The organism is uncultured Ruegeria sp. (assembly GCF_947504215.1).
Taxonomy (GTDB): Bacteria; Pseudomonadota; Alphaproteobacteria; order Rhodobacterales; family Rhodobacteraceae; genus Ruegeria.
Genome location: NZ_CANNGO010000006.1, coordinates 178219 through 203251, shown reverse-complemented (window position 1 = coordinate 203251; position 25033 = coordinate 178219). Strand labels below are relative to the sequence as shown.

The 25033-nt window shown below is 56.5% G+C and carries 28 protein-coding genes and 1 other RNA gene; 19 read left to right on the top strand and 10 right to left on the bottom strand.

What is annotated here, in order from left to right; translation table 11 throughout:
• Window positions 1–16 precede the first annotated feature (16 nt).
• From chrA to Q1B21_RS13305, 9 genes are all read right to left on the bottom strand, one after another.
• Window positions 17–1270 carry a chromate efflux transporter gene (gene chrA / locus Q1B21_RS13345; RefSeq protein WP_299889987.1) on the bottom strand — a complete coding sequence of 418 codons (1254 nt, stop codon included), beginning with the start codon at window positions 1268–1270 and terminating at the stop codon, window positions 17–19.
• Window positions 1267–2082, bottom strand: coding sequence for a sulfurtransferase/chromate resistance protein (locus Q1B21_RS13340; RefSeq protein WP_299889986.1), 816 nt, complete (start codon window positions 2080–2082; stop codon window positions 1267–1269). The genes chrA and Q1B21_RS13340 overlap by 4 nt, the downstream gene beginning before the upstream one ends.
• A gap of 129 nt (window positions 2083–2211) precedes the next feature.
• Window positions 2212–2643: an ester cyclase gene (locus Q1B21_RS13335; protein ID WP_299889984.1), complete on the bottom strand. Its 432-nt coding sequence runs from the start codon at window positions 2641–2643 to the stop codon at window positions 2212–2214.
• A 100-nt stretch (window positions 2644–2743) separates the two neighbouring features.
• Window positions 2744–3115: a transfer-messenger RNA gene (ssrA, locus tag Q1B21_RS13330) on the bottom strand.
• A gap of 36 nt (window positions 3116–3151) precedes the next feature.
• On the bottom strand, window positions 3152–3514 hold the full coding sequence (locus tag Q1B21_RS13325) for a DUF4345 family protein (protein WP_299075173.1): 363 nt from the start codon (window positions 3512–3514) through the stop codon (window positions 3152–3154).
• 18 nt (window positions 3515–3532) lie between these two features.
• Window positions 3533–4183 (bottom strand): TenA family protein, encoded by a 651-nt coding sequence (locus Q1B21_RS13320; protein WP_299889981.1) that lies wholly within the window; start codon window positions 4181–4183, stop codon window positions 3533–3535.
• 59 nt (window positions 4184–4242) lie between these two features.
• The gene (locus Q1B21_RS13315) at window positions 4243–4896 is read right to left on the bottom strand and encodes a hypothetical protein (protein WP_298935628.1); all 654 of its coding nucleotides are present in this window, start codon (window positions 4894–4896) and stop codon (window positions 4243–4245) included.
• Window positions 4897–4909: 13 nt separating this feature from the next.
• Window positions 4910–6310 carry a selenium-binding protein SBP56-related protein gene (locus tag Q1B21_RS13310; RefSeq protein WP_299075181.1) on the bottom strand — a complete coding sequence of 467 codons (1401 nt, stop codon included), beginning with the start codon at window positions 6308–6310 and terminating at the stop codon, window positions 4910–4912.
• Between the two features lie 131 nt (window positions 6311–6441).
• Window positions 6442–7173, bottom strand: a complete 732-nt coding sequence (locus tag Q1B21_RS13305; protein ID WP_299889979.1) for a FadR/GntR family transcriptional regulator — start codon at window positions 7171–7173, stop codon at window positions 6442–6444.
• 98 nt (window positions 7174–7271) lie between these two features.
• Here Q1B21_RS13305 and Q1B21_RS13300 point away from each other — a divergent pair, with 98 nt between their 5' ends.
• The 18 genes from Q1B21_RS13300 to Q1B21_RS13215 all read left to right on the top strand — a co-directional run bounded on the left by Q1B21_RS13300 (window position 7272) and on the right by Q1B21_RS13215 (window position 23426).
• Complete coding sequence (locus tag Q1B21_RS13300; protein WP_299890113.1) at window positions 7272–8051, top strand: DUF2182 domain-containing protein; 780 nt, start codon at window positions 7272–7274, stop codon at window positions 8049–8051.
• A gap of 4 nt (window positions 8052–8055) precedes the next feature.
• On the top strand, window positions 8056–8760 hold the full coding sequence (locus tag Q1B21_RS13295) for a DUF1326 domain-containing protein (protein WP_298935624.1): 705 nt from the start codon (window positions 8056–8058) through the stop codon (window positions 8758–8760).
• The gene (locus Q1B21_RS13290) at window positions 8760–9266 is read left to right on the top strand and encodes a DinB family protein (protein WP_299889976.1); all 507 of its coding nucleotides are present in this window, start codon (window positions 8760–8762) and stop codon (window positions 9264–9266) included. The genes Q1B21_RS13295 and Q1B21_RS13290 overlap by 1 nt, the downstream gene beginning before the upstream one ends.
• On the top strand, window positions 9267–10370 hold the full coding sequence (locus tag Q1B21_RS13285) for a dimethylsulfoniopropionate demethylase (RefSeq protein WP_299075190.1): 1104 nt from the start codon (window positions 9267–9269) through the stop codon (window positions 10368–10370).
• 102 nt (window positions 10371–10472) lie between these two features.
• Complete coding sequence (gene acuI, locus Q1B21_RS13280) at window positions 10473–11468, top strand: acryloyl-CoA reductase (protein ID WP_299889974.1); 996 nt, start codon at window positions 10473–10475, stop codon at window positions 11466–11468.
• A gap of 184 nt (window positions 11469–11652) precedes the next feature.
• Entirely contained in the window at window positions 11653–12216 is a 564-nt protein-coding gene (frr, locus tag Q1B21_RS13275) for a ribosome recycling factor (protein ID WP_120635394.1), read from the top strand.
• Window positions 12217–12225: 9 nt separating this feature from the next.
• Window positions 12226–12957: a polyprenyl diphosphate synthase gene (gene uppS / locus Q1B21_RS13270; RefSeq protein ID WP_298935613.1), complete on the top strand. Its 732-nt coding sequence runs from the start codon at window positions 12226–12228 to the stop codon at window positions 12955–12957.
• Entirely contained in the window at window positions 12954–13736 is a 783-nt protein-coding gene (locus Q1B21_RS13265; protein WP_299889972.1) for a phosphatidate cytidylyltransferase, read from the top strand. Before uppS ends, Q1B21_RS13265 begins: the two co-directional genes overlap by 4 nt.
• Window positions 13736–14908, top strand: a complete 1173-nt coding sequence (gene dxr / locus Q1B21_RS13260; protein WP_299889970.1) for a 1-deoxy-D-xylulose-5-phosphate reductoisomerase — start codon at window positions 13736–13738, stop codon at window positions 14906–14908. The genes Q1B21_RS13265 and dxr overlap by 1 nt, the downstream gene beginning before the upstream one ends.
• A gap of 4 nt (window positions 14909–14912) precedes the next feature.
• The gene (gene rseP / locus Q1B21_RS13255; RefSeq protein ID WP_299889968.1) at window positions 14913–16265 is read left to right on the top strand and encodes an RIP metalloprotease RseP; all 1353 of its coding nucleotides are present in this window, start codon (window positions 14913–14915) and stop codon (window positions 16263–16265) included.
• An 80-nt stretch (window positions 16266–16345) separates the two neighbouring features.
• Complete coding sequence (locus Q1B21_RS13250; protein ID WP_298935605.1) at window positions 16346–16474, top strand: hypothetical protein; 129 nt, start codon at window positions 16346–16348, stop codon at window positions 16472–16474.
• Between the two features lie 128 nt (window positions 16475–16602).
• Window positions 16603–18963 (top strand): outer membrane protein assembly factor BamA, encoded by a 2361-nt coding sequence (gene bamA, locus Q1B21_RS13245; RefSeq protein ID WP_299889966.1) that lies wholly within the window; start codon window positions 16603–16605, stop codon window positions 18961–18963.
• A gap of 6 nt (window positions 18964–18969) precedes the next feature.
• The gene (locus Q1B21_RS13240; RefSeq protein ID WP_299889964.1) at window positions 18970–19560 is read left to right on the top strand and encodes an OmpH family outer membrane protein; all 591 of its coding nucleotides are present in this window, start codon (window positions 18970–18972) and stop codon (window positions 19558–19560) included.
• A gap of 73 nt (window positions 19561–19633) precedes the next feature.
• Window positions 19634–20107: a 3-hydroxyacyl-ACP dehydratase FabZ gene (gene fabZ / locus Q1B21_RS13235; RefSeq protein ID WP_298935600.1), complete on the top strand. Its 474-nt coding sequence runs from the start codon at window positions 19634–19636 to the stop codon at window positions 20105–20107.
• Window positions 20104–20889: an acyl-ACP--UDP-N-acetylglucosamine O-acyltransferase gene (gene lpxA / locus Q1B21_RS13230; protein WP_299889961.1), complete on the top strand. Its 786-nt coding sequence runs from the start codon at window positions 20104–20106 to the stop codon at window positions 20887–20889. The genes fabZ and lpxA overlap by 4 nt, the downstream gene beginning before the upstream one ends.
• A 4-nt stretch (window positions 20890–20893) precedes the next feature.
• A complete protein-coding gene (locus Q1B21_RS13225) occupies window positions 20894–21688 on the top strand; it encodes an LpxI family protein (RefSeq protein ID WP_299889959.1) in 795 nt (264 codons plus the stop codon).
• The gene (lpxB, locus tag Q1B21_RS13220) at window positions 21688–22845 is read left to right on the top strand and encodes a lipid-A-disaccharide synthase (RefSeq protein WP_299889957.1); all 1158 of its coding nucleotides are present in this window, start codon (window positions 21688–21690) and stop codon (window positions 22843–22845) included. Before Q1B21_RS13225 ends, lpxB begins: the two co-directional genes overlap by 1 nt.
• Complete coding sequence (locus Q1B21_RS13215; protein ID WP_299889954.1) at window positions 22845–23426, top strand: hypothetical protein; 582 nt, start codon at window positions 22845–22847, stop codon at window positions 23424–23426. Before lpxB ends, Q1B21_RS13215 begins: the two co-directional genes overlap by 1 nt.
• On the opposite strand, the gene mnmA is transcribed toward Q1B21_RS13215, so the two are convergent.
• Entirely contained in the window at window positions 23423–24568 is a 1146-nt protein-coding gene (gene mnmA / locus Q1B21_RS13210; RefSeq protein ID WP_298935590.1) for a tRNA 2-thiouridine(34) synthase MnmA, read from the bottom strand. The genes Q1B21_RS13215 and mnmA overlap by 4 nt on opposite strands.
• Window positions 24569–24697: 129 nt before the next feature.
• On the opposite strand from mnmA, the gene Q1B21_RS13205 reads away from it, so the two are divergent.
• Window positions 24698–24988 carry a DUF1153 domain-containing protein gene (locus Q1B21_RS13205; protein ID WP_299890111.1) on the top strand — a complete coding sequence of 97 codons (291 nt, stop codon included), beginning with the start codon at window positions 24698–24700 and terminating at the stop codon, window positions 24986–24988.
• Window positions 24989–25033: the final 45 nt, after the last annotated feature.

Genomic DNA, 25033 nt, shown 5'->3' with positions numbered 1-25033 from the left:
GGTATGATCGGATTGATCAGATAAAATGTGCAGCCAATCCAGCAGCTGCCATCAGCGTCAACACAGTCGCCATCCCGAGTTTCATTCGGAAAATCAACACACCGGCGACAAGCGTCAAGGCCAGTGCCGTAAAGTCCAGGCTGCCGACATCTGGGACAGGAAGTGCCACCGGGCCCCATGACATTCGCGGAACGGATCCGAACAGAACGTTCAGGGCAAACCACAATGAAAGGTTGAGAATCACGCCCACGACGGCCGCGGTGATTCCATGCAATGCTGCAGACAGCCGGGGGCGGGTGGCCAAGCGGTCAAGATATGGGGCCGCCAGAAAAATCCAAAGGAAACAGGGAACAAAAGTCGCCCAAAGCGCTACGGCTCCGGCTGCGAGCCCCAGCGAGAGACCGCCATTCATCTGTCCGGTCAGCATCGCCACAAATTGGGTGACCAGAATAAGGGGGCCGGGTGTGGTTTCCGCCAGCCCAAGCGCGTCGATCATCTGATTGGTGCTGATCCAGTGATACTGATCGACCACAGTTTGCGTCATGTAGGCGAGAACCGCATAGGCTCCGCCAAAGGTTACAACAGCCAACCGTGCAAAGAACCAGCCCAAATCACTGAGCAGCTGTTGCCCGGTGATGCTGAGCAAAAACAATGGGCCCAGCCACAGCGTCAACCAAATGGCGGTTGTCCGCACGGGTCGCGCCAAGCTTGGGGTTGCAGGTGTTTCGATCACGGGAACCGTGCCCTTGAAGGACACATACCCCCACACTGCAGCAACAAGAATGATAAGCGGGAAGGGGAGGTTCAGCAGAAAGATCGCAATAAATCCCAGCCCTGCAATCATCCGATGCTCGACATCTGTCAATGCCTTGCGTGACAGGTTGCGTAGGGCCTGTAGGACAATCACGATGACTGTCGCTTTGATCCCCAGGAATGCGGACTGAACAGGTGGAAGATCGCCAAATGCTGCATAAAGCGAGACCAAGACGGTGATCACGATGGCCCCGGGCAGGACAAAGAGACTGCCGGCAATCAGGCCACCGCTCACACCGCGCATTTTCCAACCCGCATAGGTCGCCAGCTGCATAGCCTCGGGGCCCGGCAACAACATGCACAGCGACAAGGCCCGCAGATATGATTGTTCGTCCAGCCAGGGTCGGCGTTCGACAAGCTCTTGATGCATAAGCGAGATTTGCGCCGCTGGCCCGCCAAAAGACAGCAGACCGATGCGCCCAAACACTTGGATAAGTTCTTTCAATGTTGGCGTCATGGCTTGCGACCTGTGGGCCAGTCGTGACCTTCATCAAACCCATCGCGCGCCCAACGATACAGCGCATCGTACAGGTTCATGCCCGCGTCGAGGTTTTCGTGATCGTCACGGAATTGGCGTGACAGTCCAACGGAAACGGCGAGCAATCCAGCCGCTTCGGGCGCCAGATCATGTCTGTTGGTGTCCGCAGCCCTGATCACACGTGCAAGTCGGTCCAAAGCGGCAGACGAGAGGCTGAATTCCTCCAGCAATGTATCAAACGTACATTTGTCGCCACGATGGGTCCAAAAGGTGTTTTCGACGTCAAAGGGGATGGCATCAAATTTCTCAGCTACGCTTTCAACCTCGTCCGGCGCAACGAACAAGAAACGGGCGTTGGGATCAATGAACCGCCGGATCAGCCAAGGGCACGCAATCCGATCGATCTTTGGCCGATGACGGGTCACCCAGACTGTTCCGCCGCCCGCCAGTGCGGGTAGGGGGGCAACAGGGATGCGCAACGCCTCTGGCAGGTCGCGCCACGCATACGTCCCGCCTTCTAGATATTCGGCTGAATGGCCTTCACTGCGCAGCCACGAGACCATTCCCTGACTCAGCTTTTTGCCTTTTTGACAAATGATGACACTCGGGCGCCCCGAAAGCAGCCGAACCAGCCCAGGTATGTCGGTTGCCGGGTGCCGGATCGACCCTGGGATCAGAAACGGATCGGCTTCGAAATCTTCATCGATACAAATATCGACCAGCACTGGTGCTTGCGGCGTGCCGATCAAACGCAGCAGTTGTCTGGGGGCAATTGAGTTTGGCGATGCCATGGCATGTTTCCTTATACTGTCGGATACATGCGAAACTTGGGCTGTCGCCTCACGGGGCGTTCGCAATCTTACCCCATGGCACTTGCTACCGCGCAAGCGCCTTGGGGGTCAAGATTGGTTTGCGCCTGATCAAGCCCATTCGAGCCTTTGTCCAGTCATGCAAACCGGCAGTGTGTCCTGCGGAAACTGACCAAGTTGTTCAAACAAAGACACAAAATCAAACTGGTTATAAGCCTCGACCATCCTGTTGTCTTTGAACCGCGCCATGACCTGACCTGTCACTTCAAGCGGCGCGCCATTGTCTGCACGAAAGGTTTTGACATGCAGAATGGCCGATACCCAATCGTCATTCTCGATGATCTTGGGCAAATCAACCTTGATTTCGCCCAGCACGTGTCGGAATGCCATGACTAGATCGCGGAAGTCATCCGCACCAACCTGCATTTCTGGGATCAACCCCTCGGCCATTGTTTCGGGCGCGAAGAACTGATCGATTGCGTCAGTATTCCCGTTTTCCCAAACCTCGGAATACCATGTTTTGAGTATGTCTGAATTTGCCATCCCGGCTCTCCTGTCTGTCCGGTCAGACGTTGGCAAAAAGGGATGAACAAACCCTGAATATGTACAGGGAACGCTAAAAACGCAGACAAAATTGCAGGAAAATGCAGGTTTCTGTTGCCAGGTACCTGCGAACCCCGCCTTACACGGCTAGGCGCAAGGGCTTAAGTTTCGGTCTTGCTACTGCTTACGCAGCAACTGCAACCGGAGCACGATTGTCATTTGCAATTGTACTGTTTTCGCCGGTAACGGTGGCAGACAGCCGAGACAAAGCTAACCCCTTTAGACGTTCGTCGATCCTATTTCGGCCCCCCGATTCTGACGAAATCCCCAAATGAAGGATATCTCCAGAAGATATATGGTGGAGCCGCCGGGTACCGCCCCCGGGTCCGATCCGCTTATTACGAGCGCGTTTATGTCCATAGTCCCGAAGGACAAGACTTATATAGGTGAGGTTCCGACCGGATGCAAACTCAGATTACATCTGCTCGATCTTAGCAGTTACAATATGTTACGGTGTTTTATTGATGTTCGCTGCAATCAGCCAAACAGCCAGGACCAGTTCGATTCCACCAAATGTTACGGCCTTGGCCAAGGGGGGATGGTCGACAAACACAGACACGAACCGCCCCAACGCCGCCCCGGCATAGACCACACCAAGCATGGCATAGGCCATCGGAGCGTTCAGCCACAGGACAGCTATGCCCGTGACGACAAACAACCCACCGACCGAGGCGCGCATCTCGCTTAGACCCATTGTACTATTGGTGGGTGCTAGATCTAGCGACGCCGCCGTCCAGGCGGGCGCTAGAAATCCAAACAATCCAAAACCGATGGTCAGTACGGCGGCGATGACATTCAGTGTTGTGACCATAAACGGACCTTTCCCGTATCAGGCCGCGTATGCGGCGTCGAAGAATTCACGCTCAAGCTCGATCGCGCGGTGGAACAGCTGTGTGACCTCGGCCTGAGCGCTGGTATTCAGCGTGGGCCAGACCTTGTCGAGCTGAATTCGAAGGTAGTCCACAACGCTCTCGAACCCGTCGCCCGCATGTAGCGTGATCCATTCGGCGAACCAGAAAGGAAGTTCATCTTTCGGAGGGTTTTCCGGGCTGGCCCAGGTCAGATACACCCATTCGGCCACCACAAGGACAGCCAGCATGTTCTCATATCGACCTGATGTTGCGGCCTCGGCCATCAAGTCTTGAAATGCGCGGGTGGCCGGGGCGGCATCATTGCTGGGTTCGGTGTCCAAGGCCTCCATCGCGCGCAGGAAATAGGTATTTTCGGGGCCGGTGATGACCGCCAGAAATTGCGCTGCAGGGACACTGTCGGCCAAACTCGGGGCATGGGCGATGGCGCTGGCCAGCAGGCGCACAAAGCCGTCCACGAATTGATAATCCTGCTCCAGATACCAGCGCATCTTATGTTCGGGCAGGGTGCCGTCGGCCAATTCACGCGTGAAGGCGTGCGTGGTTGCGGCCTGCCAATCGGCGGATTTGCCCTGACGCAGCATATCTGTCGGGCGCGTGCTGTCTTGCATATGGAAGCTCCATGAAATGTCCGCCGCAGACAAAGCGTGTTTGAATTCCAAGTGCAAGATCACCCGAGCGTAGACCAGAGCCCCAACGCACCAACCAAAATTAGGCTGAACGCCCAGATCAGTTCGAGATTGAACCAGGTGCGCGATAGAAACTGCAGGCCCAACCAGCGATAAACGGCATAGGCGAGAAGACCCCCGCCCAAGATCATCGCGGCTGTATGGATTGCCGCAACCGCCAGTACCAGCAGGCCATTTGTGGCCATAATCTCGGATACGGCGCGATGGCCCGCATCAAGCTCATCCAGCCCACAGAGCCCAAGGTAGATCGGCACCAGCATCAGGGCGGCCCCGTGCGCCAATGCCACCAGAAAAGACCACAAGGCCAGCTTGCTGGGTGGAATACGCGACAACATCCGCGGATGGCGGCGTGTAATAGCGATGTAGAGACCCATGGCAATGACAATTAGCGCGGCACCAATCCGGATTTCTTTTTGGTAATCGACCAATACCGCCATCAGCGCGAAGGGTAAGAGCACTCCCAGCATGGCCACGAAATGCCCGCCCGCCAAAGCCGCCAGCGCGCGCCACAGCGCCGATTGCCGTTGCTCCATCAATGCGGAAGATACCGCCAGCGGCCATCCCATACCGGGGTTCAACCCGTGATAAGCACCGCTGAGTACAACGGCCAGCCAAAGGCCAGCCGTTGATGTCATCAACCACTCCAAATTAGACGGAGGGGTAGCAGAAGCTGTCCGTTGAACAGTCGCCACCTTCCAGACGGATCTGATGGGCGCGATACCCGGCAGGGAAATCGACCCAGAATTTCGGATCCAGTGTCAGGCCTCCGTTCTCACCGACATCCGCCTTGACCATGGCGGCGCCGCGTTCACCGGGATAGAATTGATCATCCCAGGTGGAATACAGCGAATTGGTCCAGTAGACACGTTTGCCGTCACGGCTGATTTCAACCATTTGGGGACCATAGCCAAAGTCCTGGCCGTTCGGGTGTTTGGTCTTTTTGACAATCCCGCCGACCTCGACCTTACCGGCCAATTTCGGGTTCATCGGGTCCGAAACATCGTATTGGTGCATCTCACCCGTGCCCCAGCAGGCAACGTACAGATATTTGTCATCCAGGCTGAGGTCGATATCCGTGACCAGTGGTGGCACGGCCGAGAACCCTTTAAGCAACTCGGGCAGGTCGTCCGGGTCTGCCGGTTGCGGGTCGATCGTGATGGTTTTCTTGGCCTCGAACGTGCCATCGTCGTTGCGCCACCATGTAAAAATCGCGCCTTGCAGGTTGGTCGTGTCCACAACCACGCCACAGAACCCGTATTGCTTGACCGGATCATGCGCAGGGCGAATTTCCAGCGCCATCTGGTGGTTTTCCCCCAAATCAATGGTCTGGATGTTGGTCCGGTTGCGCAGGTTCCAGAAATGGATGCTGTGTCCGTATTTGTTCGACAGCAAATCCTCGGCCACGATCCCGTTTTCGAATTGCGGGGGCAGACCCCATTCGGAACTGACCATGTAATCGCGCGGCAGATTCCACCAGAAATCATAGTGTTTGTCCTGCACCCCGCGTTCGATTTCATAGCGTCCGATGATATCGAAGGTCTCGCAGTCCATGATGAAGATGCCCGGAGGGCCGTCTGTACCGTCTTCACCCGCACCGCCCAAGGTGCTGACATAGATGCCTTCGGGGCCGCAATGGATCGTATGGGGGCGGGAATACCCTGTCTTTGCAAAGACTTCTTCGGGTTCGATAATCTTGTGAATCTTCGCTTCCAGCGGGTTCTTCACATCGATGATATAGATCCGGCTGGATCGAATGCCCGGAATGATCAAATACCGACGCTCGAGGAAGGCATGGCCACTAAGCGGCGACAGGGAAGACGAACAGGCATTCCATCCGAAATGGTGAAACTCATCGCCCTTTTCCGGCATGATCACCTGATGCACGATTTTGCCAAAGTCGTCCGATGTCGGATCGACATTCACAACCGCCAGCCCATCAGGTTGCGAAAAATCAGGACTGAGCATCAGCGTGAAAGCAAGCGTCTCAGTCGGGCCCTCCATTGCCAGTTTGGCTGATGGATAAAAGGTAGGGTCCGGTCTTTGGTTCATAACGTCCTCCCGTAAGCAATTGATATTCAATTTTATTGAGAGTTCCGGTCTTGATGCCGGATGACATCCTTCTAGCTGCTCGTGTGTCCTTGTGCCTGTCTCTTTGCCTCGTATTCGGGCCTGATGTGGGATCAGGCGGGTTTGCGTCGCCGTTCGGCCACATCATGGGCTAGCAGACGCGTGTAGGATTCAAGATCGACCAAAGTACTGTCTACAGTCTCGGCGTCCCGCGCCTCAAGCGCGTCAGCGATTTTCTCATGGAACAGAATGATTTCTTCGCGGGAACGCGCAGTGAAGGTGATCATGTTCATCAAGGGCTGCATCGCTTCGACGGCGCCGGCCAGTTGGTAGGACAAAACCGGGTTGCCTGCGCCATCGACTAACGCGCGATGAAAGGCCACATCTGATGCGCAGAAAGCCTCATCCGTCAGCCCGGGTTGAGATTGGCGAAAAATCTCGGCGCGCATAGTGGCCAGTTGATCCGCCGTCCGTCGTTCCGCCGACATCGGCGCGCAGGCCCGCTCCAGCGCATACCGCGCCTCGCAAGCCGTGTCGAAGGTCACCGCATTCATCGACAACAACAGCGTCGAGGTTGTGATTTGCTGCGAATACGCGTCCTGAAAGCTGAGGCGATTGACAAACGCACCCCCGGAAGCGCCGCGTTGCGTCCGTATCAATGATTGCGCTGCCAGCCGCTTCAAGGCTTCGCGTACAGTAGGGCGCGAGACCTGAAACTGATCCGACAATTCGGTCTCAGACGGCAACCGCTCATCAACGATCAACTCTCCGGACACAATGGCATCACGGATGGCCTGTGCAATCTGGGCAGACAGGTCAGCAGGTTTTTGAGGGTCGATTTTCATGTTTCGGCAACCGTGGATCAATTTTTATTTGTCTGACATTTAAAAGTCTGACATTTGAAAAGCAAGAGATGAGTCGGGAGGGACACGTGAGTCGCGCAATGCTTCGCAGCGGTTTATGGCTGGGCTTTTACGCCATGATCCTGTGGTCATGGTGGATCATGTTCTCGATGAACCGGGACATGGATCTGGATTGGATCGGGCGCCCGGGCCCGATGGGCGAGGCGATGCGTGCCATGGACCCACGCATGGACATGTACATGCCCATGGCCGAGTTTGGCCCGTTGTTCTGGATGTGGGCGATCATGATGGCAGCGATGATGTTGCCGACGCTGGTACCCACCTTGCGCAGCTATGAAGACCTGATCCGCAGCGCTGACGGGTCGCGCAGCGGGTGGTTGGGCGTATTGACCGGCTATTTCGTGGTGTGGGTTGGATTTGCCGCCCTGATCACAGGTATTCAGCTTGTATTGCTGTTTGGCGGCGTTGTGGACATGCTTGGCATAGCTAAATCCAACTGGATCGCAGGCGGATTGCTGATTGCTGTTGGCGCTTTCCAGTTCACCCGTGCGAAAGAGGTTTGTCATGGCGTGTGCCACGCCCCGATGACCTATTTCCTGGGCCACTGGAAACCCGGCTTTACAGGCGGCCTGCGCATGGGTCTTGGATTGGGCGCTTTCTGTCTCGGCTGTTGCTGGGGCTTTATGGCGCTTGGCTTCGTCGGCGGTGTCATGAGCCTGTTGTGGATGGGGCTGGCGACCTTGTTCATGGTTTTGGAAAAACTTCCCCAAATCGGTCATGTCGTGACCCGACCGATGGGGTTTCTACTAATAGCAGGCGGCGCCGCACTGCTGATCTATCCCATTGTATACGGAGGATAAGCCTATGGCCAAAAACAGAAAACCAGAAGCCGACAGGTTGCCTATCAGTCAGCGGATCGACAGCCGCATGCCCAACCCCAAGCGGCGCGAGATGAGCCCGACGGAATGGGCCATCAAAGGTGAGCTGATCCTGAACTGTTCCTGCGATGTGTTTTGTCCCTGTGTTGTGTCTCTAGGCGCGCATCCCCCAACCGAAGGGCATTGCCACGCCTGGATGGGTGTGATCATCGATGAAGGCCATTTCGAGGGTGAGGATCTGTCGGGTCTGAACGTCGGTCTGTTGGTCGATATTCCCGGGCGCATGGGTGAGGGGCAGTGGAAAGTTGCGGCCTATGTGGACGAACGCGCCAGCGGCAAAGCGTACAATGGTCTGCTGCAAATCTTCAGTGGTCAGGCGGGGGGAACCACGGGTCTGTTCACCATGCTGGTCAGCGAGATCATCGGAGCCGAACGTGCCCCGGTTCAGATTGAGCGAGACGGTAACAAGCGTCGGATCGCCATTGGGCGCAAGATTCAAGGCGAGATCGAGATGCTGGCGGGCCAGGACCCGGAGCACCCGGTCATGGTGTCGAACTCAAAATATTGGATGGGTCCGGACATTATCGTGGCTCGTGGAACCAAGTCGCGGGTACGCGACTATGGCCGCATTTGGGACTTTGGCGGCAAATCCGCCGAAATTTGCCCCATCGACTGGCATGGTCCAAAGTGATGATCACCGGTGCCTATGCCCGTGAAATGGCGCGCTATAATACGTGGCAGAGCAATCAGTTGGCAGAGTTCTTTGAAGGTTTGACCCAAGAAGAATTGACGCGCGAACGTGGGGCTTTTTTCGGGTCGATCCTGGGAACGGCAAACCACCTGCTCTGGGGCGACTGGATCTGGATGTCGCGCTTTGACAAGGGCGAAGGCCCGAATTGCGGAATACCGGAAAGCACCGCGATCTGCGCGGATCTGAGCGAATGGCTGCCCCTTCGGAATAGCATGGACGCGCGCATAACAGACTGGGCCAAGAGCCTGGGAGATGGCTCTTTAACGGGTGAGTTCACGTGGTTTTCAGCCGCGAAACAAGACGATGTTACGGTGCCTTACGCCCGAAGCATCATCCATTTCTTCAATCACCAGACCCATCACCGGGGACAAATCCACAAAATGCTGACTGAAACCGGCTCGGCCGCGCCTGTCAGCGATCTTGTCTTTATGCCACAGGAGGTGTGAATGCCGCAAATTTCCTTGTCCCGCCGCTTGCGGCGAACACCATTTTCAGATGGCGTCGAAGCTGCGGGCGTGAAGGCGTATACGGTTTATAACCACATGTTATTGCCCACGGTTTTCGAAAGCGTGCAGGCTGATTATCGGCACCTGAAGGAACATGTTCAGGTTTGGGATGTTTCCTGCGAACGTCAGGTCGAACTGCGAGGGCCCGACGCGGCACGGTTGATGCAGATGCTGACGCCCCGGGATTTGCGCGGCATGCTGCCGGGCCAGTGCTTTTACGTGCCTATTGTCGATGAAACCGGCGGCATGTTGAACGATCCGGTGGCTGTGAAACTGTCCGAAGATCGCTGGTGGGTTTCTATTGCCGACAGCGATTTGTTGCTGTGGGTCAAGGGCTTGGCCAACGGGTATCGTCTGGACGTGCTGGTGGATGAGCCGGACGTTTCACCTCTGGCAATTCAAGGACCAAAGGCCGACGAACTCATGGCACGGATCTTTGGCGACCGGGTGCGGGACATTCGGTTCTTCAAATTTGACATGTTCCAGTTCGAAGGCAGGGATCTGGCGGTTGCACGCTCAGGCTATTCAAAGCAGGGCGGTTTTGAGATCTATGTCGAAGGCAGAGATATCGGCATGCCTTTGTGGAATGCGCTGTTTGCTGCGGGTGGGGACCTGCAAGTGCGCGCCGGATGTCCGAATTTGATCGAGCGGATCGAAGGTGGCTTGTTGTCTTACGGCAACGATATGACCGACGATAACACTCCGCATGAATGTGGGTTAGGCAAGTTCTGCAACACCCATACGGCGATTGGTTGCATCGGACGGGACGCCTTGCTGCGCGTGGCCAAGGAGGGACCAGTTCAGCAAATTCGGCCGATCGCGATTGAAGGGGATGTGGTGCCGCCATGTGATGGCCCCTGGCCGGTATATGCAAGTGGCAAACGGGTGGGGCAGGTGACCTCTTCGGCCTGGTCCCCAGATTTCGAAACAAACGTTTCGATTGGTATGCTGAGGTTGAGCCACTGGGACGCTGGAACAGGTGTGGAGGTCGAGACACCTGACGGCATGCGCCGCGCAACGGTGCAAGAGAGGTTCTGGATTTAACGGGTGTTGGGGCTCTGCCCCCGTTGCAGCGCAACTCCCCCGGGATATTTTTGGCCAGATGAAGTGTGAATCCGGTCGCGAAACAACGAAAGGAAGCTTTGGATGTTCAATGCATTGGTGATGGAAAAGGATGAGGAAAGCGGCCTGGCGAGCGCGTCGGTCCAGCAGCTTTCTTTGGATGCGCTGCCACATGGCGACGTGACTGTGGCCGTCGAGTATTCCACTGTGAACTACAAAGACGGTTTGTGCATGTCGCCCAAGGGCGGCGGGTTGGTGCGATCTTATCCGCATGTGCCCGGCATCGATTATGCCGGTAAGGTCGAGGCGTCCTCGGATGATCGCTACAAGCCGGGTGACAAGGTTGTTCTGACCGGTTGGCGCGTGGGCGAGGCGCATTGGGGTGGCTATTCTCAGAGAGCCAACGCATTGGCGGACTGGCTGGTGCCCTTGCCCGATGGCCTGGATACGCGACAGGCTATGGCCGTGGGAACCGCTGGTTTCACCGCGATGCTGGCCGTGATGGCCTTGGAAGATCATGGCATGACACCGGAGCACGGACCCGTGCTGGTGACTGGTGCCGCAGGTGGCGTTGGATCGGTTGCGACGGCCATTCTGGGTCATCTGGGCTATGAGGTTGCGGCCGTGACTGGCCGTCCGGAAACCGGAGATTACCTGAGATCCCTGGGGGCTACGACTATTGTTCCGCGTAATGAGCTGAATGAGACCACCAAACGCCCGCTTGAAAGCGAAAACTGGGCGGGCTGCGTTGATGCGGTTGGTGGCGAAATGCTGGCGCGTGTGTTGGGGCAAATGAAATACGGTGCCTCTGTTGCCGCGGTTGGTCTGGCGGGTGGCGCGGCATTGCCTGCAACCGTGATTCCGTTCCTGTTGCGAGGGGTGAACCTGCTGGGCATCGACAGCGTTATGCAGCCTTATGACAACCGCGTCCGGGCCTGGCAGCGGGTTGCCACGGATTTGCCCATGGACAAGCTGGAAGCAATGGTTCACCCGGCCGCTTTGTCCGATCTTCCCCAACTGGGCGCAGACATTCTGAAAGGTCAGGTCAAGGGCCGTGTGGTTGTTGATGTGAACGCCTGACGGCAAAAGACATTTCCAAGCCGGCTGACCCACAGGTTGGCCGGTTTTCTGATTGAGATGTTGATGAAAAATGGCCGAAACGACTCTGGCCATTGGTACAATTCCTGATCATGATTGCTATACATCCCAATTGTGATGGCTTAAGACCCATCCAAACATCACCTGAAGACGGGGAGTGAGCAGCATGTCTGACGACTTTGAACTGGACACCGATGATTTGAAACGCCGCATGGACGGCGCTATGGCGAACCTCAGAACCGAATTTGCGTCGCTGCGGACAGGTCGGGCGTCGGCCTCGATGCTCGAACCTGTGATGGTGGACGCTTATGGCGCGATGACACCGATCAACCAAGTGGGCACAGTGAACGTTCCTGAACCGCGCATGGTCACGGTAAATGTCTGGGACAAGGGCCTTGTCGGCAAAGTGGAAAAAGCGATCCGCGAAAGCGGGTTAGGGATCAATCCTCAGCTGAATGGCACGATCATCATGCTGCCGATCCCCGAATTGAACGAAGAACGCCGCCGCGAGTTGACCAAGGTGGCCGGGCAATATGCAGAAAGCGCGCGTGTCTCCGTCCGCAACGTCCGCCGTGACGGCATGGATCAGATCAAGAAGGCCAAAGCCGACGGCATGTCCGAGGATGATCAGAAGTTCTGGGAAAGCGAAGTTCAGGACCTGACGGACGAGATGATCAAGGCCGTCGACGCTGCGCTTGAGAACAAGCAGTCCGAAATCATGCAGGTCTGAACCGACAAAATGCCTAAAGATCCCCAACCCGAACTGTGTGCCGGCCCGCGCCATGTCGCCATCATCATGGATGGCAACGGCCGTTGGGCACAGGCACGCGGACGGCCAAGGCTGTTTGGTCACCATGCAGGTGCGCGGCGCGTGCGCGAAGTCGTCGAAGCCTGCCCGGGATTGGGCATCAAATATCTGACAGTGTTTGCCTTTTCGACAGAAAACTGGAAGCGGACGCAGGTCGAAGTCGCCGGATTGATGAGCCTGTTTCGGCGTTACATCATCAAGGAAACCACTACGCTGGCGGAAAACGGCATTCGCGTGCGTTTCATTGGGGATCGGGTGCGGCTGGATGCCAAGCTGACCGATTTGATGGATACGCTGGAAGAGGAAACAAAAGGTAACGATCTGGTTCATCTGACCGTAGCGTTGAACTATGGCGGCCGGGATGAAGTGGCGCGGGCGACCAAGCGTCTGGCCCTGGACGTGGCCGAAGGCCGGTTGCGGCCCGAGGATGTAGATCAGGAAACGCTGCCGAAATACCTGGATACTCGTGTTCTGCCGGACCCGGACCTGGTGATCCGGACCAGTGGTGAAGCCCGGATTTCCAACTTTCTGCTTTGGCAATCGGCGTATTCGGAATACGAATTCATCGACACGCTCTGGCCCGATTTCTCTGCGGATGAGTTGGAACGCCTGTGCCGCAATTACGGGTCGCGCGAACGGCGGTTTGGAGCGGTTCCGGCATGAGTGACGGCCGATGGTCTGATCTGACCACGCGGGTTCTGTCTGCGATCGTTTTGGTTGCGATTGGCTCGGTCGAGGTTTGGCTGGGTGGCATCTGGTTCGAGACATTCATCGCCGCCGCATGTGGTCTTATGACCTGGGAACTGGTTCGCATGATCGAGCCACAGCGGGCAGGCATGGCTGTGCAATTGGGCATTCTGACCGGGATTGCGGTCATTCTAAGCTATCACTTGCCGCCCTTGTACAAAGTGCCGTTTCTGCTGGCTCCGGCGCTGGTTGGGGCAGGGCAGGTCAGCCAGTCCCGCGGATTGTACGCGGTGTTTGCCATCTGGATAGCTGCCGCAGGCTTGGGGTTCATATCCATTCGCGAAAACATGGGCTTTGGCTGGATGATATGGTTGATCACAGTTGTCGTGGCCACGGATGTTGCCGGCTATTTCGTTGGCAAAGCCATTGGTGGCCCTAAATTCTGGCCCAAGGTCAGTCCGAAGAAAACCTGGTCCGGCACTGCCGGAGGATGGGTTGCGGCGGCAATTGTCGGGATAGTATTCGCCCAATATGGCGGGTTTGGTGTGGCCTTCGTCCTGATCTCGGTTCTGGCGTCGATGGCCAGCCAGGCGGGTGACATTGTCGAAAGCGCTGCGAAGCGGAAATTCGGGGTCAAGGACAGTTCCAACCTGATCCCAGGTCATGGCGGGTTTCTGGATCGTTTCGACGGTATGATGGGGGCGTCCTTGTTTGTTCTCATTGCTGGATTGATCTACGCACCCGGAGCCATGTGATGCGGAAAGTTTCGATCTTTGGTGCAACCGGCTCGATCGGTCAGAACACGATTGACCTGATTGCGCGAAACCCAGACGCCTATGATGTCGTCGCCCTGACAGGCGGGGCGAATATCGCGCAGCTGGCGACAGATGCCCGCAAGTTGGGCGCTGATCTCGCGGTTACGGCCCATGAAGACCGCTTGCAAGACCTGAAAGATGCGCTGCAAGGTAGCGGGGTCGAGGTTGCAGCAGGTGAGACTGCCATTGCCGAGGCCGCAGCACGGCCGGCCGATTGGGTAATGTCGGCCATCGTGGGTGCGGCTGGCCTGGCACCGGGGCTCCAGGCGTTGAAGCAAGGGGCAGCGCTGGCGCTGGCAAACAAAGAAACGCTTGTTTGTGCTGGTGCGTTGGTCTTGGACACGGCGCGCGCGCATGACGCGCGTATCCTGCCGGTAGACAGCGAGCATTCGGCTGTGTTTCAGGCTTTAGCTGGCGAAGATATGGACGCAGTTGAGCGGGTGATTATCACCGCCAGTGGTGGTGCCTTTCGGGACTGGCCGCTGCCGGAACTGGCCAAAGCCACTGTCGCGCAGGCGTCCAACCATCCAAATTGGAATATGGGTCAGCGCATCACGATCGACAGTGCATCTATGTTCAACAAGGCCTTGGAGGTCATAGAGACCCGAGAGTTCTTTGGCATTGAACCGGATCAGATCGAAGTCCTGGTGCATCCGGAGTCCATTGTGCACGCGATGGTGGGGTTTCACGATGGGGCGGTGATGGCCCATTTGGGCGCGCCGGATATGCGCCATGCCATCGGATATGCATTGCATTGGCCGGAACGACAGGCTCTGCCGGTGCAACGGCTGGATCTGGCAAAGCTGGGGCAGTTGCGCTTTAGCGATCCGGATCTGGCGCGGTATCCGGCGCTGAAACTGGCGCGCGACGTCATGGCGCGCGGCGGGTTGTCCGGCGCCGTGTTCAACGCCGCCAAAGAACGCGCCCTGGACCTTTTCATCGCACACCGGATCGGATTCCTGAATATGGCCGAGGTCGTGGACGCGGTTCTAGAGCGGTTCGAGGCAACGGATGGCCTTATTGATGCCCCTATGACACTTGATAACGTGTGGAAAACAGACCATCTGGCACGTCAATGGGTTGATGATGCCGTGATAAAACGAGCAGGATAAAATTTTGGACGTACTTTCTCTGATCCCACAGTTTGGCAACTTGCTTTGGACCATTGTGGCCTTCGTGATCGCTTTGTCGGTGATTGTCGCTGTTCATGAATACGGCCACTACATCGTTGGACGGTGGTCTGGCATCCATGCCGAGGTGTTTTCCATTGGGTTTGGTCCCGTCCTATGGAGCCGCATGGATAAGCGCGGTACGCGATGGCAGATCGCTCTGTTACCCTTCGGCGGATATGTCAAATTTCTTGGGGATGCCAATGCCGCTTCGGGCAAAGACGAAGAGGCGATGGAAGAGATCACCGAACAAAGCCCGGAAGAGCTGCGCCGCACGATGCATGGCGCGCCCCTTTGGGCCCGTACGGCGACAGTCGCAGCAGGGCCGGTGTTTAACTTCGTCATGTCGATCCTTGTGTTTGGGATGATTTTCTGGTCGCAGGGCGTGTCGCGTGAACCGTTGACCGTCGGCAGTCTTCAGCCCTTGCCAGGAACAGAGCAAGGGTTACAGGAAGGCGATGAAATCGTTGCGATCGCTGGCATTCCGACACCGGATTTTGACGAAGAGGGCGCATGGGGCGATTTCACGGATTCGCTGCCAGTGGAGCCCATTCTGGAGTACACCGTTATCCGCGACGGCCAGACGATTGACGTCGCCGCTCCCTGGTTGTTCCCACCCTTGATCCGTCAAGTGACCCCCCGCAGCGCGGCCATGGATATCCAGTTGGCGCAAGGGGATGTGATTACCTCTGTAAACGGAGAGCCAATCTTTGCTTTTGAGCAGCTCAAAGAATTTGTCGAAGGCTCGGACGGACGGGTTTTGTTACTGAACGTTTGGCGAGACGGGGCTGATCTAGAGTTTGCGCTTGCACCGCGCCGGACGGATGAGCCGCAGCCAGATGGTGGGTTCGTAACGCATTGGCGCATCGGGATTGTAGGCGGCATGATGCTGGAGGCTGCGACCGAGCCTGCGGGAGTGTTGGAGTCGCTGTCGGGCGGCGTACAACAGACGATAAGGATCATCGAAGGGTCGCTATCGGGGATATGGCATATGGTGACAGGGGCGATCAGCACCTGCAACATATCCGGCCCGATTGGTATCGCCGAAACATCAGGTGCAATGGCCAGTCAGGGCGCACAGAACTTCATCTTCTTCATTGCCGTGTTGTCGACGGCCGTCGGTCTGTTGAATCTGTTTCCGATCCCCGCCTTGGACGGCGGCCATTTGGTGTTTTACGCGTACGAGGCCGTTGCCGGTAAACCACCCAGCGACAAGGCGCTGCGGGTGCTTATGGGTGTCGGCATCACGCTGATTCTTAGCCTGATGTTGTTTTCTTTGACCAACGACTTGTTTTGCTGATTGAGGCGCGTGCGGCACATAAATGCCGCACTATTGCCGCATTCCTCGGCTATCGAAACTCCGCTGGTTGAGGGCCTACTATGACAAATACGATGCATAAATCCTATCAGAGCCTGAGTTTCCTGTTCATGCTGAACTGGGACATGCTTTTGAGCTTCGCCGTCACTGCATTGGCTTTGGTTTGTGGCGCATACCTGGCTGGGATGTGATTCTTCACTCTCGTCTCGATAGAATGCCGAGCTGACCAATAACTCGATGCGCATTTTGGCCTTTTGACAAGACCAACTATTCCCGCTACTCAGCATTAAATTCTTGAATTGCTGGGTAGAGAACAAAAATGACCAAAGGGCGTGGCGCGGGAACATCCTGCGGGGGGCAAAAGCCAACAAACAAGATTTTGTGGCGAACGCTAACGTTTTTTTTCCTGTTTGCAGCAGCAAGTTTACTGGCTTTGCCGCAAGAGGCGCGGGCGCAGAACTTCACCATCAATTCTTTTGATGTTGACGGCAACCGCCGCATCGAAACCGGAACAATCATAGCGCGAACCGGTATTGAGCCCGGACAGACTGTGACAGCCGGACAGTTGAACGACGCCTATCAGCGTTTGCTTGACAGTGGTGTTTTTGAAACAGTCGATCTGACACCACGCGGCAGCACGCTTGTGATCGAAGTTCAGGAATACCCGACGATCAACCAGATCAGCATCGAGGGGAACCGCCGCGTAAAAGATGACGTTTTGATTGAAGTCATCTCGTCTCAGCCTCGTCGCGTGTTTACACCCCAGGTTGCCGAAGCGGATGCCGATTTGATTGCCGAGGTCTATTCGGCGCAGGGCCGCGTATCGGCAACCGTTATCCCGCGCATCATCCGACGCAGCGACAATCGCGTGGATCTGGTTTTCGAAGTGGCCGAAGGCACAACCATTGAGGTTGAGCGTGTTAGTTTTGTGGGCAACCGCGCTTATTCTGATCGCCGCCTGCGCCGCGTTCTTGAAACCAAGCAGGCAACTTTCCTGAGGACGTTCTTCCGGAGTGACACATTTATCGGCGACCGGATTGAGTTTGATAAACAGGTCCTTCGCGATTTCTATCTGTCACGCGGATATATCGATTTTCGTGTGAACAGTGCCAACGTTGAATTCACCCGCGAGCGGGACGCATTTTTCCTGGTCATGAACATCACCGAAGGCCAGAAGTTCTCGTTCGGGCAGATCAGCACTGTCAGCGAAATTCCGGGTGTTGACGCAGCGGACTATCAAAACGCGCTGAAGATCAAACCGGGCGTCACTTACTCGCCGACGCTGATCGAGAACTCGATCGCCCGTCAGGAGCGTTTGGGTGTCAAACAAGGTGTCGATTTTCTGCGTGTCGAGCCGCGCGTAACACGCAATCCTCGCGATCTGACGCTGGATGTTCAGTTTGTTCTAACCAAAGGACCGCGCGTCTTTGTCGAGCGGATCGATATTGAGGGCAACACGACCACGCTTGACCGTGTGATCCGCCGTCAATTCGACACCGTCGAAGGTGACCCGTTCAATCCGCGCGAAATCCGTCAGGCGGCAGAACGCATCAACGCACTGGGCTTCTTTTCCACCGCCAATGTCGAACCGCGTGAGGGGTCAACGCCCAGCCAGGTCATCCTGGATGTGGATGTCGAAGAACAACCAACCGGGTCACTGAGCCTTGGCGGTAGCTTCTCAGCCTCGGATGGTTTCGGTTTGGCCATTGGTCTGAACGAAGCCAACTTCCTTGGACGTGGTCAAAACCTTGGCGTTTCACTTTCGACAGCCCAAGACTCTGAGCAATATACCATCGACTTCACCGAACCTTACCTATTGGGCCGCAAACTGCGCTTTGATCTAGGGTTGGGTCTGGCTACGACGAACTCGAGCTTTGCCAGCTATGACACCAAACGGATATTCTTTAATCCGCAGCTTAGCTACGCGATTGGCGAATTGTCAGCGGTCCGTTTGCGGTATGGCTGGGAAAACAGCGAGATGAGCCAGCAGGACGACGAAATCAACGGCGCGGTTATTTCTTCGGAAATTGATCAGGGGAAGCGGACCTCTAGCTCGTTGGGTCTGTCCTATGTGTATGACAGCCGCATCGGAGGCCTGAATCCAAACGCAGGCGTTTTGTTCGAGGTTGGAGTTGATGCTGCTGGACTTGGCGGCGATAATAAATTCGTCAAAACCACTGCGCGCGGTATCGCCCAGACAAAAGTGCTAAGCGAAGAAGTGACCCTACGGGCCTCATTGGAGCTTGGCGCCCTTCATTGGAGCGGCAACGACTTCAGCCGCACCATTGACCGTTTCGTTCTGGGACCGAATACGTTCCGAGGGTTTGAGCCTGCTGGTCTGGGTCCGCGCGACTTGTCCAATGGGCAGGACGATGCCATCGGCGGCAACTACTACTGGGTTGCGCGTTTTGAGACGGATTTCCCTCTGGGTCTGCCCGAGGAACTGGGATTGCGGGGCGGTCTGTTCTACGATGTGGGCAACCTGTACAACATCGACAACGTGAACACTGCAGGGGCCGATATTGTTGGTGCAGACGGTGCTATTCGTCACGTCATTGGCATTTCGGTCTTGTGGGATACCCCGTTCGGCCCGCTGCGTTTCAACTTCTCGAAGGCACTAAAGAAAGAAGACTTCGACAAGGAACAAAATTTTGACCTGACCATTCAGGCCAGGTTCTGATTTGCGATGTTGAGTGTCTTTTGGACGCAAAGACAGGGCCCGCTTCGGGCCCTGTGTGTTTTCTTGACCTTTCTTCTGGCTCCACCAACCTTTGCTCAGCAGCTTGAACTGGGGGTACCCCAGCCGGTCGTGTTGACGATTTCCAGCGACAGGTTGTTTTCTGATTCTGCATATGGGCAACGGGTCATGGATGAGATCGAACAAGAAAGCGCGTTGCTGGCTGAAGAAAACGAACGGATCGTCGCTGAGTTGAGCAAAGAAGAAAAAGACCTGACGGAAAAGCGTGCAAGTCTCGAAGTAGATGAATTCCGCCCATTGGCCGAAGCCTTTGACAGAAAGGTCCAGTCCCACCGCGAAGGGCAGAGGGCCAAGCTAGATACGTTGGCCAGGCGTAGCGAAGAGAACCGGCAGAGCTTTTTTCAACTGGCGCGCCCGGTTCTGATTGACCTGTTACGTGAAACCGGTGCGTCGATGATCCTTGAGCGTTCGAATGTCTTTCTGAGTTCGGATACATCTGACATTACCGATGCCGCAATTGCCCGCATTGACGCAACAATCGGCGATGGTACCGGGCTGCAGGACGGCACCGGCGAATAGGTTTGCTTGCCCTCTGGTTCTGGTATTGCTAACCACGCGGGCAACAAGACATCCAGAACGGGACATCTGCACTATGACCACGGAAACCAAAAGCGCCGACATTCAGCTGATTCAGCGTATATTGCCGCATCGCTACCCGTTTTTGCTGGTCGACAAGGTTGTAGATATCACCGGCTATCAATCCGCCATCGGCATCAAGAATGTCACCATGAATGAACCCCATTTCCAGGGTCACTTTCCCGGTACACCAATCATGCCAGGCGTCACCATTGTCGAGGCAATGGCCCAGACCGCAGGCGTGATGTTGGGTGTTGGCATGGACGTCATCGACACCGAACTGCTGATCTACTTCATGAGTATCGACAAGTGCAAATTCCGCCGCAAGGTGGTGCCCGGGGACGTTCTTGAGATGCATGTGGAAACCCTCCGCGGCAAAAAAGGCGGCAAGCTGTTCAAGTTCAGCGGTCGCGCGACCGTAGACGGTGAAGTGGCGGCCGAAGCCGAGTTTTCGGCCTATGTCGATTGGGAGATGGAAAAGACGGCATGAGCGGCATTCACCCAAGCGCAATCATCGAAGACGGCGCAAAAATCGGGCAGGATTGTGTGATCGGTCCGTTCTGTTACGTGGGCGCACGGGTCAAGCTGGGTGACCGGGTCGAGCTTAAATCCCATGTGGTTGTGACCGGAGATACATCGGTCGGCGAAGACTCGGTGATCTTCAATTTCTCGGTCATTGGTGAGATCCCACAGGACCTGAAATTCGGCGGCGAAGACACGCGCCTGGAGATTGGCAAACGCAATCGCATTCGCGAGCATGTCACAGTGAACACTGGTACAGATGGCGGCGGGGGCGTTACTCGGATCGGCGACGATTGTCTTTTGATGGCGGGGGTTCACGTGGCGCATGATGTACAGATGGGCGACCGCGTAATCATGGTGAACAATGCGGGTGCCGCAGGGCACTGCATCATCGAAGACGATGTGATCATCGGCGGTATTTCGGGCCTACATCAATGGGTCCGGGTTGGTCGTGGCGCCATTATTGGCGCGCTGACCATGGTGCCGAATGATGTCATTCCATATGGGCTTGTACAGGCCCCGCGCGGCGAGCTGGATGGGCTGAATCTTGTTGGCCTCAAGCGAAAGGGTGTGTCGCGCGAAGACATTTCGGCGCTGCGCAGTGCATTTCGTGAACTCAGCAAAGGCGAGGGCACGTTCATGGATCGCGCCCATAGGGTTGGGGCGGACAATGAAAGTGAATACGTGCAACGTATTGTTGACTTTGTCACCGGGCACAGTGATCGCTCGTTCCTGACACCGGGCAAATAGAACGATGCTGGCGCTGATTGCAGGAACAGGCGCATTGCCGAGTGAGATTGTCGCAGCCCTTGCTGAGCCTCCGGTGGTTTGCGCGATGGAGGGGTTTCTTCCGGATGCGCTGTCTGCAGACATTGTTTTTCCTTTGGAACATCTGGGCAGTTTTATCACCGAGCTTCAGGTCAGGGGCATAACCGAAATCTGCATGGCCGGCGCGGTGCAACGTCCGTCCGTGGATCCAAGCCGGATTGATGCGGCGACCATACCCTTGGTACCTATCTTGCAGCAGGCAATCATGACCAGCGATGACGGCGCGTTGCGTGCGGTGATTGGAATATTCGAGAACGCCGGACTGAGCGTTCGAGCCGCGCATGAGATTGCCCCAACCTTGCTGCCGTCACTCGGAAGTCTGACCGAGGCGCAACCCTCGCAATTGGATCTGGCAGATGCGGATCGCGGTGCAAGTATTCTGAGCGCGATGGGTTCCGCAGATGTGGGCCAAGCCTGCGCGGTATCAAAAGGTCAGGCATTGGCAGTCGAGGGCATATTCGGCACAGCCTGGATGCTGCAATCGTTGACGCAACGACCGGACGCGGGCGGCGGCATCCTGTTCAAGGGACCAAAACCAGGTCAGGACCGGCGGGTTGATTTGCCTGCCATCGGGCCCGAGACGGTGACGGGCGCTGTTGCGGCAGGATTGTCAGGTATCGTCATTGAAAAAGGTGGGGTGATCGTCCTGCAAAAGGACCGCGTGATTGCCGAGTGCAATCGCCTCGGCCTGTTTCTATTCGTGCGCGAGCGCGCCGTCTGATGCGCGTTTTTCTGGTCGCTGGTGAGCCTTCCGGCGACCGGCTGGGTGGTGCACTGATGGAGGGATTGAAAACCCTGGTGCCGGATATTGAATTCGACGGGGTCGGCGGCCCGCTGATGGAAGCTGAAGGCTTGACCAGCCGCTTTCCTATGTCCGAGCTGAGCGTGATGGGGTTGGTTGAGGTGCTGCCAAAGTTCTTCCACCTCAAACGCCGGATTTCAGAAACGGCACAGGCGGTTCTGGATACACAACCAGATGTCCTGATTACAATCGACAGCCCCGATTTCAGCCTGCGGGTGGCCAAACTGGTCAAAGCCAGCAGTACCATTCGCACCGTTCACTACGTCGCGCCCAGCGTTTGGGCCTGGCGGCCGGGACGGGCGGATAAGATGGCCAAGGTCATCGATCATGTGTTGGCTTTGCTGCCATTCGAGCCGCCCTATATGGAGCGCGCCGGTATGGAATGTGACTTTGTAGGTCACCCTGTCGCCAGTGAACCGGTCGCGACGCCGCAAGAAATCGCCGCGTTTCGCGCGACATTTGAATTGGGCGACGCACCGATCTTGTTGGCGTTGCCCGGATCGCGACGGGGTGAGATTGAACGGCTGTCTGAGTGTTTTCGGGATGCGCTGCACCAGTTCATCTCGGACCGGCCCGAATTCCGCGTTGTCGTGCCGACGGTTGGCGCTGCAGCCGATCTGATCAACTCTGTGGTTCCAAGCTGGCCGGGAGATCCGGTTGTGCTGGACCCGCGACACATCGGGGCCGACCAAGCCAGCGCCTATAAACGCGCGGCCTTTGGGGCCGCCAATCTGGCGCTGGCCGCTTCCGGCACGGTTTCGCTGGAACTGGCGGCTCAGAACACACCCATGGTGATCGCCTACAAGCTCAATTGGCTGACACAAAAAATGGCCGAGCGAATGGTCAAGCTGGATACCGTCACGCTGGTAAATCTGGTGTCTGATACGCGCGCGGTGCCCGAATGCCTACTGGACGACTGCTTGCCCGACAAGATTGCCGCGGCACTGAACCAAGTCGCGGACGCGCCTGACGCTCAGAGGCAGGCCATGGATCTGACAATGGACCGTTTGGGGCGTGGAGGCGAACCGCCGGGTCTCAGGGCGGCTAGGGCCGTTTTGGAACGGATGAACGCCTGATGTTGGATTATGGTGTCTTCGCTTTGTCTGCGTTTATGGCGCAGATTCTGACGAACTTGGATAATTTGGCCGCGTTGTTGGCTTTGGTTCTGGTCACGGGGCCAAGGCGTTCGGTTTTTGGGTTCTTAGTGGCGCAATTCATTGTCATTGGTGCTGCGTTTCTTCTGGCACTTGGCGTTGGCGACGTCATCCCCCATTGGGCCGGGTATCTGGGCATCGTGCCACTGTCCCTCGGCTTGGTCGGCGTTGTCAGACAATTCCGCAGCGCGCCCTCAGAAGCCGAACCAACTGTTCAGGCCGGTGGCTCGACCATCGTGATCTCGATGCTGTTCGTAAGCTTGTCGATGGATACGTTTGCGGTACTCGGACCGCTATTTGCCGACTCGGCCCCCGGGTTCAGACTGGCGGGTCTTTTCGGTGCAAGTGCGGCTGCGATCGGGTTGGCTATCGTCGCACTGTTGGGCTCGAAAGTACCTTTCATAACCGGCGGGCTGGCGCGCAAGCTGGAACGGTTGGTGCCCTATGTGATGATCTGCGCCGGGCTGTATATTCTCAGCAATTCGTGGACGGACGCGATCTAGTAACCGCGCCAGATCCATCCACCGCCAAAAATACGGCTGCCTTCGGACTCATAGAAGACGCAAGCCTGTCCGGGCGAGACACCTTCTTCAGGGGTCAGCAATTCAACTTCGGCCGTTGTCTCTGACAGGGGTCGGACAATCGCTTCGCGCGGGGGCCGGGTCGAGCGAACTTTGACCGACAGATGCCACTCCGTTTGGGAGGTGAAGGGGGCATCGCCCAGCCAATTGATTTCGCGCACAGGTATGGTCCGGGTGGCCAGCATGTCTTTGGGTCCAACCACAACCTGTTTTTTGTCCACGTCCAGTTTCACTACGAATAGCGGCTCGCTAAGGCCCCCAATGCCCAAGCCTCGGCGTTGTCCGATCGTGTAGTGAATGACACCGTTGTGTTGCGCCAGAACTCGGCCATCCGCATGCACGATGTCGCCGGGTTCAGCGGCACCCGGGCGCAGTTTTTCGATCACGCTGGCGTAGTTGCCGTTAGGCACAAAACAGATGTCCTGACTGTCAGGCTTATCCGCCACGGCGAGCCCGTATTGCGCTGCCATTTCCCGCGTTGCGTCTTTTGACGGCAGGTGGCCCAAAGGAAAGCGCAGGAACGCCAGTTGATCCGGCGTTGTCGAGAACAAGAAATAGGACTGATCGCGATTGGCATCTTCGGCGCTGTGCAGTTCTGCGCCGTTAGATCCCATCTTGCGCTGGATGTAGTGACCGGTTGCCATGCAATCAGCCTCAAGGTCCTTGGCGGTTTCCAGCAGGTCCTTAAACTTCACCCTCTCGTTGCAGCGAATGCAGGGCACAGGGGTGGCACCCGCCAGATAACTGTCGGCGAATTCATCGATTACGGCATCTTTGAAGATGTTTTCGTAATCCAACACGTAGTGCGGAAAACCACGTTCCTCGGCCACACGGCGCGCATCGTGGATATCGATCCCGGCACAGCACGCGCCTTTCTTGGCCAGCGCCGCGCCATGATCATAAAGCTGCAGGGTCACGCCCACCACATCATAGCCCTGATCCGCCAGATGCGCGGCTACGACCGAGCTGTCGACACCACCAGACATGGCGACAACCACCCGGGTTTCCGAGGGCGGTTTGGCAAAGCCAAGCGAGTTTAGCGGGGTTTCGGCATCGAGGGCCATGGGGGTTCCAGTCCGGATTAAGAAAGACCGGCAGAATATAGGAAAATTCTACACACTCTCAAGGGGCGGTTTCACCCCGAATTAAGTAGGCTGATGTCAGCTTTGTCGCAGCAAGAAAAGGGTAAAGAGATGTATTTGCACAAAGTTGAAGGGCCAAGATCGGTAACCCTGCCGGATGGAACGGTTTTAACGCGCGCAGATCTTCCGCCTGCCGATACGCGACGCTGGGTCGCGTCACGTAAAGTGGTTGTGGTACGCGGGGTACTTTATGGACTGATCACTTTATCCGAAGCCAAAAAGCGATACGGCATCAGCGACGAGGAATTCAATATTTGGGTTTCGGCCGTCGCAGAACACGGTGTGGACGCGTTAAAAGTCACGGCGCTAAAAAAATATCGACAACCTAAGATTGAAAGTTAATAAATGAATCAACGGTAACGTCAGATTAACCATTCTTGGTCAGGT

Bases quoted from the DNA above. Each gene is read 5' to 3' on its own strand.
- Q1B21_RS13285 (WP_299075190.1), top strand. From the start codon at position 9,267: ATGCCGCAAATTTCCTTGTCCCGCCGCTTGCGGCGAACACCATTTTCA.
- Q1B21_RS13325 (WP_299075173.1), bottom strand. From the start codon at position 3,514: ATGGTCACAACACTGAATGTCATCGCCGCCGTACTGACCATCGGTTTT.
- lpxA (WP_299889961.1), top strand. From the start codon at position 20,104: ATGAGCGGCATTCACCCAAGCGCAATCATCGAAGACGGCGCAAAAATC.
- Q1B21_RS13265 (WP_299889972.1), top strand. From the start codon at position 12,954: ATGAGTGACGGCCGATGGTCTGATCTGACCACGCGGGTTCTGTCTGCG.
- Q1B21_RS13305 (WP_299889979.1), bottom strand. From the start codon at position 7,173: ATGAAAATCGACCCTCAAAAACCTGCTGACCTGTCTGCCCAGATTGCA.
- frr (WP_120635394.1), top strand. From the start codon at position 11,653: ATGTCTGACGACTTTGAACTGGACACCGATGATTTGAAACGCCGCATG.
- Q1B21_RS13240 (WP_299889964.1), top strand. From the start codon at position 18,970: ATGTTGAGTGTCTTTTGGACGCAAAGACAGGGCCCGCTTCGGGCCCTG.
- Q1B21_RS13315 (WP_298935628.1), bottom strand. From the start codon at position 4,896: ATGACATCAACGGCTGGCCTTTGGCTGGCCGTTGTACTCAGCGGTGCT.
- lpxB (WP_299889957.1), top strand. From the start codon at position 21,688: ATGCGCGTTTTTCTGGTCGCTGGTGAGCCTTCCGGCGACCGGCTGGGT.
- Q1B21_RS13300 (WP_299890113.1), top strand. From the start codon at position 7,272: ATGCTTCGCAGCGGTTTATGGCTGGGCTTTTACGCCATGATCCTGTGG.
- chrA (WP_299889987.1), bottom strand. From the start codon at position 1,270: ATGACGCCAACATTGAAAGAACTTATCCAAGTGTTTGGGCGCATCGGT.
- Q1B21_RS13205 (WP_299890111.1), top strand. From the start codon at position 24,698: ATGTATTTGCACAAAGTTGAAGGGCCAAGATCGGTAACCCTGCCGGAT.
- Q1B21_RS13225 (WP_299889959.1), top strand. From the start codon at position 20,894: ATGCTGGCGCTGATTGCAGGAACAGGCGCATTGCCGAGTGAGATTGTC.
- Q1B21_RS13250 (WP_298935605.1), top strand. From the start codon at position 16,346: ATGACAAATACGATGCATAAATCCTATCAGAGCCTGAGTTTCCTGTTC.
- Q1B21_RS13215 (WP_299889954.1), top strand. From the start codon at position 22,845: ATGTTGGATTATGGTGTCTTCGCTTTGTCTGCGTTTATGGCGCAGATT.
- fabZ (WP_298935600.1), top strand. From the start codon at position 19,634: ATGACCACGGAAACCAAAAGCGCCGACATTCAGCTGATTCAGCGTATA.
- Q1B21_RS13340 (WP_299889986.1), bottom strand. From the start codon at position 2,082: ATGGCATCGCCAAACTCAATTGCCCCCAGACAACTGCTGCGTTTGATC.
- Q1B21_RS13310 (WP_299075181.1), bottom strand. From the start codon at position 6,310: ATGAACCAAAGACCGGACCCTACCTTTTATCCATCAGCCAAACTGGCA.
- acuI (WP_299889974.1), top strand. From the start codon at position 10,473: ATGTTCAATGCATTGGTGATGGAAAAGGATGAGGAAAGCGGCCTGGCG.
- uppS (WP_298935613.1), top strand. From the start codon at position 12,226: ATGCCTAAAGATCCCCAACCCGAACTGTGTGCCGGCCCGCGCCATGTC.
- Q1B21_RS13290 (WP_299889976.1), top strand. From the start codon at position 8,760: ATGATCACCGGTGCCTATGCCCGTGAAATGGCGCGCTATAATACGTGG.
- Q1B21_RS13335 (WP_299889984.1), bottom strand. From the start codon at position 2,643: ATGGCAAATTCAGACATACTCAAAACATGGTATTCCGAGGTTTGGGAA.
- Q1B21_RS13320 (WP_299889981.1), bottom strand. From the start codon at position 4,183: ATGCAAGACAGCACGCGCCCGACAGATATGCTGCGTCAGGGCAAATCC.
- dxr (WP_299889970.1), top strand. From the start codon at position 13,736: ATGCGGAAAGTTTCGATCTTTGGTGCAACCGGCTCGATCGGTCAGAAC.
- bamA (WP_299889966.1), top strand. From the start codon at position 16,603: ATGACCAAAGGGCGTGGCGCGGGAACATCCTGCGGGGGGCAAAAGCCA.
- mnmA (WP_298935590.1), bottom strand. From the start codon at position 24,568: ATGGCCCTCGATGCCGAAACCCCGCTAAACTCGCTTGGCTTTGCCAAA.
- Q1B21_RS13295 (WP_298935624.1), top strand. From the start codon at position 8,056: ATGGCCAAAAACAGAAAACCAGAAGCCGACAGGTTGCCTATCAGTCAG.